The sequence below is a fragment of the Roseateles sp. genome (assembly GCF_052436255.1).
GTDB lineage: Bacteria > Pseudomonadota > Gammaproteobacteria > Burkholderiales > Burkholderiaceae_C > Pelomonas.
This window is the reverse complement of sequence record NZ_JBQVNP010000273.1, coordinates 1-3135: the sequence shown is the minus strand read 5'-3', so window position 1 is coordinate 3135 and position 3135 is coordinate 1. Positions and strand designations below refer to the sequence as shown.

Annotated in this window: 4 protein-coding genes; 2 read left to right on the top strand and 2 right to left on the bottom strand. The window is 65.1% G+C overall.

What is annotated here, in order from left to right; all coding sequences use genetic code 11:
* Nucleotides 1–133 precede the first annotated feature (133 nt).
* Nucleotides 134–592 carry a hypothetical protein gene (locus ACT6S0_RS27390; protein ID WP_444766883.1) on the top strand — a complete coding sequence of 153 codons (459 nt, stop codon included), beginning with the start codon at nucleotides 134–136 and terminating at the stop codon, nucleotides 590–592.
* A 101-nt stretch (nucleotides 593–693) separates the two neighbouring features.
* Here ACT6S0_RS27390 and ACT6S0_RS27385 read toward each other — a convergent pair whose 3' ends face one another.
* Entirely contained in the window at nucleotides 694–1281 is a 588-nt protein-coding gene (locus ACT6S0_RS27385; protein WP_444766882.1) for a DUF308 domain-containing protein, read from the bottom strand.
* 169 nt (nucleotides 1282–1450) lie between these two features.
* Between ACT6S0_RS27385 and ACT6S0_RS27380 the strand changes: the two genes are divergently transcribed.
* Complete coding sequence (locus tag ACT6S0_RS27380) at nucleotides 1451–2929, top strand: HD domain-containing phosphohydrolase (RefSeq protein WP_444766881.1); 1479 nt, start codon at nucleotides 1451–1453, stop codon at nucleotides 2927–2929.
* Here the strand turns inward: ACT6S0_RS27380 and ACT6S0_RS27375 are convergent.
* Nucleotides 2922–3135, bottom strand: a 214-nt coding sequence (locus tag ACT6S0_RS27375) for a hypothetical protein (protein ID WP_444766880.1), incomplete at its 5' end; no start/stop codon positions are given. The two genes, ACT6S0_RS27380 and ACT6S0_RS27375, sit on opposite strands and share 8 nt — an antisense overlap.

The following is a 3135-nucleotide window of genomic DNA, read 5'->3' as shown; positions in this document are numbered from 1 at the left end:
CCGCTCCAAGACCAGCTGGACAACGTAAATTTCGCGTCCTTTACAGAGGGCGTGATGCGCAAGGTTGATGACGATGTTTTGAGAGGATTGACCTCAAGCCGCTTCCGACCAACCCCCGGAATTGAGGAGAGCCATGGAGGTGTCGCACGTCGAAGAGATTGCAGACCGGATCCTCGCTGGAAAGCGCAAGGCGTGGCTTCGCTGGAAACCTCTATTCAACGCCTTCGAGACTTACCGCCGGCCGTGGACGATTCGCGATACCGCAGGTGCCATGCCAAAAAGTGTCGAAACGTTCCTCTGCAAAACTGGATACGGTGATATTGCAGATGTTCTGAGCTTCCGGAGCCAGTGGATTCAGCAAATTGAGGTTGGCGAGCTCACCGGTCACGTCATATTCGCTCAAGATGACTGCGGTAATTACTACGCCACTTCTCTTGCAAACGACCAAATCCATTTCCTCGCCCGAAGCTCTTCCGAGTACGCCCTCATGAGCGAGTCGTTTGCAGGCTTTCTAGCAGAACTTCAGCGGCGCGACTTCGCACTCGATGTGTGGACGAAAAGCCTTGAGTTGAAGCCTTACGCATGGGGGTAGGCGCGTAGACCAACCGCCTGCATTGTGCGCAAGCTCGAATGTCTCAAGTGGGCCCTGAGCTGCCGCGCAACTCACAACTCCTCCGTCGAAAAATATCGCCTTCAACTCTTCCCCGAAGCAAGCCCCCGATCTCCTCGCTTGCTCTCTCGAACCAGAAGAATCACCCCCGAAATCAGGAAGTACACGGCCCCAACCGCCGCATAGCCACCCAGCGTCTGCAGGATTGGCGCACCTCCGCTCTGCTGTGCCACGAAGAACCCGCCGGCCAGCGCTGATTGCGCCCCGCTAAGCATCATCACCCACTGCCCTCCGTTGTCCTTGCGGCGACGCACGGCTGTCGCCAGCTGCAGCAGGCCCGAAACGATGGCCCAGATCCCGAAGATCGCCAGCACGATCTGCAGCTTGAACACGAGCGAGCCCGCAACCGCGAGCGTGACCAGCGCGCTGATCCAGATGTTGATCAACTGCGTGGCATTGGCCTTCGCGCCGCCCGTCATCCTGACGTCCAGCAGGTTCGCAAGAGCATCCCAGGCGGGATAGACGATCAGCAGCGCGGCCGCCAGGGCGGGCGACTGCCTGGCGACAGTGAAGACCGCCGCGACCCACGCGAAGGAAAAGGCGGCACGAACGAAGTAGTACTTGCGCAGCCAGGCGGCTCGCTGGGATTCGGTTTTCAAGGCGTTGGACATTGCGAAAAGGCGGAAAGAGCCGCTGGTTGAGAAGGCTGCCGCTCATGGAAGAGCGAACGGTGCAACGATTCTTCTGCGCCCTCGCCCCACGCGGTATCCGTCGGATGACCGACAGAAGCCCGCCCTGAACTGTGCGATGCTGCGTGCCCGCCGCAGCGATTCACGCCCCATGTCCGACGACACGACGACCATCACCGTTTTCGACGCGGTCCGCGCACTGGCCTTCATCGTCGACCTGAGCATGGGCCAGCCGACCGACCATTCACTGCGCACGGCCTGGCTCGCCGGGAAGATCGCGGCCGAGGCCGGTTGTGACCCAAGTCAGATCGAGGCCGTGCGGCATGTCGCGTTGTTGCGCTGGTCGGGCTGCACCGCCAATGCGCAGGAGTTCGCCGACTTCCTCGAAGACGACGTGCAGGGCCGGCGCGCGCTGCTCGCGTCGCCGGCACCCCGCATGCGCCAGCCGCACATCAGCGGGCCGGTGCCCGACGCCGTGCTGGCCATGGCCGACATCCATTGCGAGATCGCCGGCGACATCGCCAACACCCTGGGGTTGAGCCGCGAGACCGAGGCGGCCCTGCGCGCGGTGTTCGAGGCCTACGACGGCAGCGGCATCCCCGGCGTGCTGCAGGGCAACGAGGTTCCGCTCGCGACCTACGTCGTGGCGCTCGCGAGCGATCTGGAGATCTTCGGCCGCCTCTACGGAATCGACGAAGCGCTTACGCTCGCTCGCGGACGCGCGGACAGCCTCTACCCCGCCTTCCTCGTCGACGCGAGCGCGCCCCGTGCACCGGCATGGATGAAGGAGCTGGATTCCCCCGTCGCGCCATGGACCGAGCCCACCGAGCAGCCCCCTTCGATGCTCCGGCGCATGGGCCTGGAACTCGTCGGCGACGTGATCGACCTCAAGCTGCCCTGGATGACAGGCTACTCGCGCCGCGTGGCCCGGCTGGCGCGCGACTGCGGCGTGCAGCTCGGCCTCGACGAGGCCGCGTGCCACCGCACGTACAAGGCCGGACTGATCCACGGCATCGGGCGGGCGGCGGTTCCCAACGCCATCTGGAATGCGCCCGAGCCGCTGCCGGCTTCGTCGTTGGAGCGCGTGCGGCTCGTGCCGTACTGGACTTCCCGCGCCGCAGGGCAGATCGACGGCCTCGCGGCGGAAGCGGAGATCGCGTCCTTCGCCTTCGAGCGGCGTGATGGCTCCGGCCACTTCCGCGGTCGTTCGGGCTCGGCGATGCCGCTGGAGGGGCAGATCGTCGCGGCGGCCCAGCAGTGGCAATCGCACCGCACCCGTCGTCCGTGGCGGCCTGAACTCACCGAGGCCCAGGCGCTCGACTGCATGAAGGAAGACGCCAAGGCGGGCCGCTTCGACGAGGAAGTCGTCACGGCGCTGCTCGCATGCGTCCTGCCGGGCGCCTCATCATCAAAGCCCGTTGCGCCGCCACAAGGCGACGCGTCTCTTTCACAGCGCGAGCTCGAAGTGCTGCGCAGCATCAGCCAGGGGCACAACACGAAGGAAGTCGCCCGTGCGCTGGGAATCAGCCCGAGCACGGTGCGCACTCATGTCGAGCGCCTGTTCCAGAAGCTCGGATGCACGACCCGTGCGGCCGCGACGCTGAAGGCCGCGACCAGGGGGCTCATCTAGCAGCCACGGCGGCACGCAGCGACTGCAGCGTGCCCTCGGCCGCCTCGATGCGCCGGCGCAGTTCCTCGTTGACGACACGCACCAGCGCGCTGAGTTCGGAGCGGCTGGAGCAGACCTCTTCCGCCTCGTTCACTCGCTGCGGGCCGATGAGCCTTTCGAGGCCGGCATACGCGTGCCGCACCTCGTGAAGGCTCTCGACGTCGTCG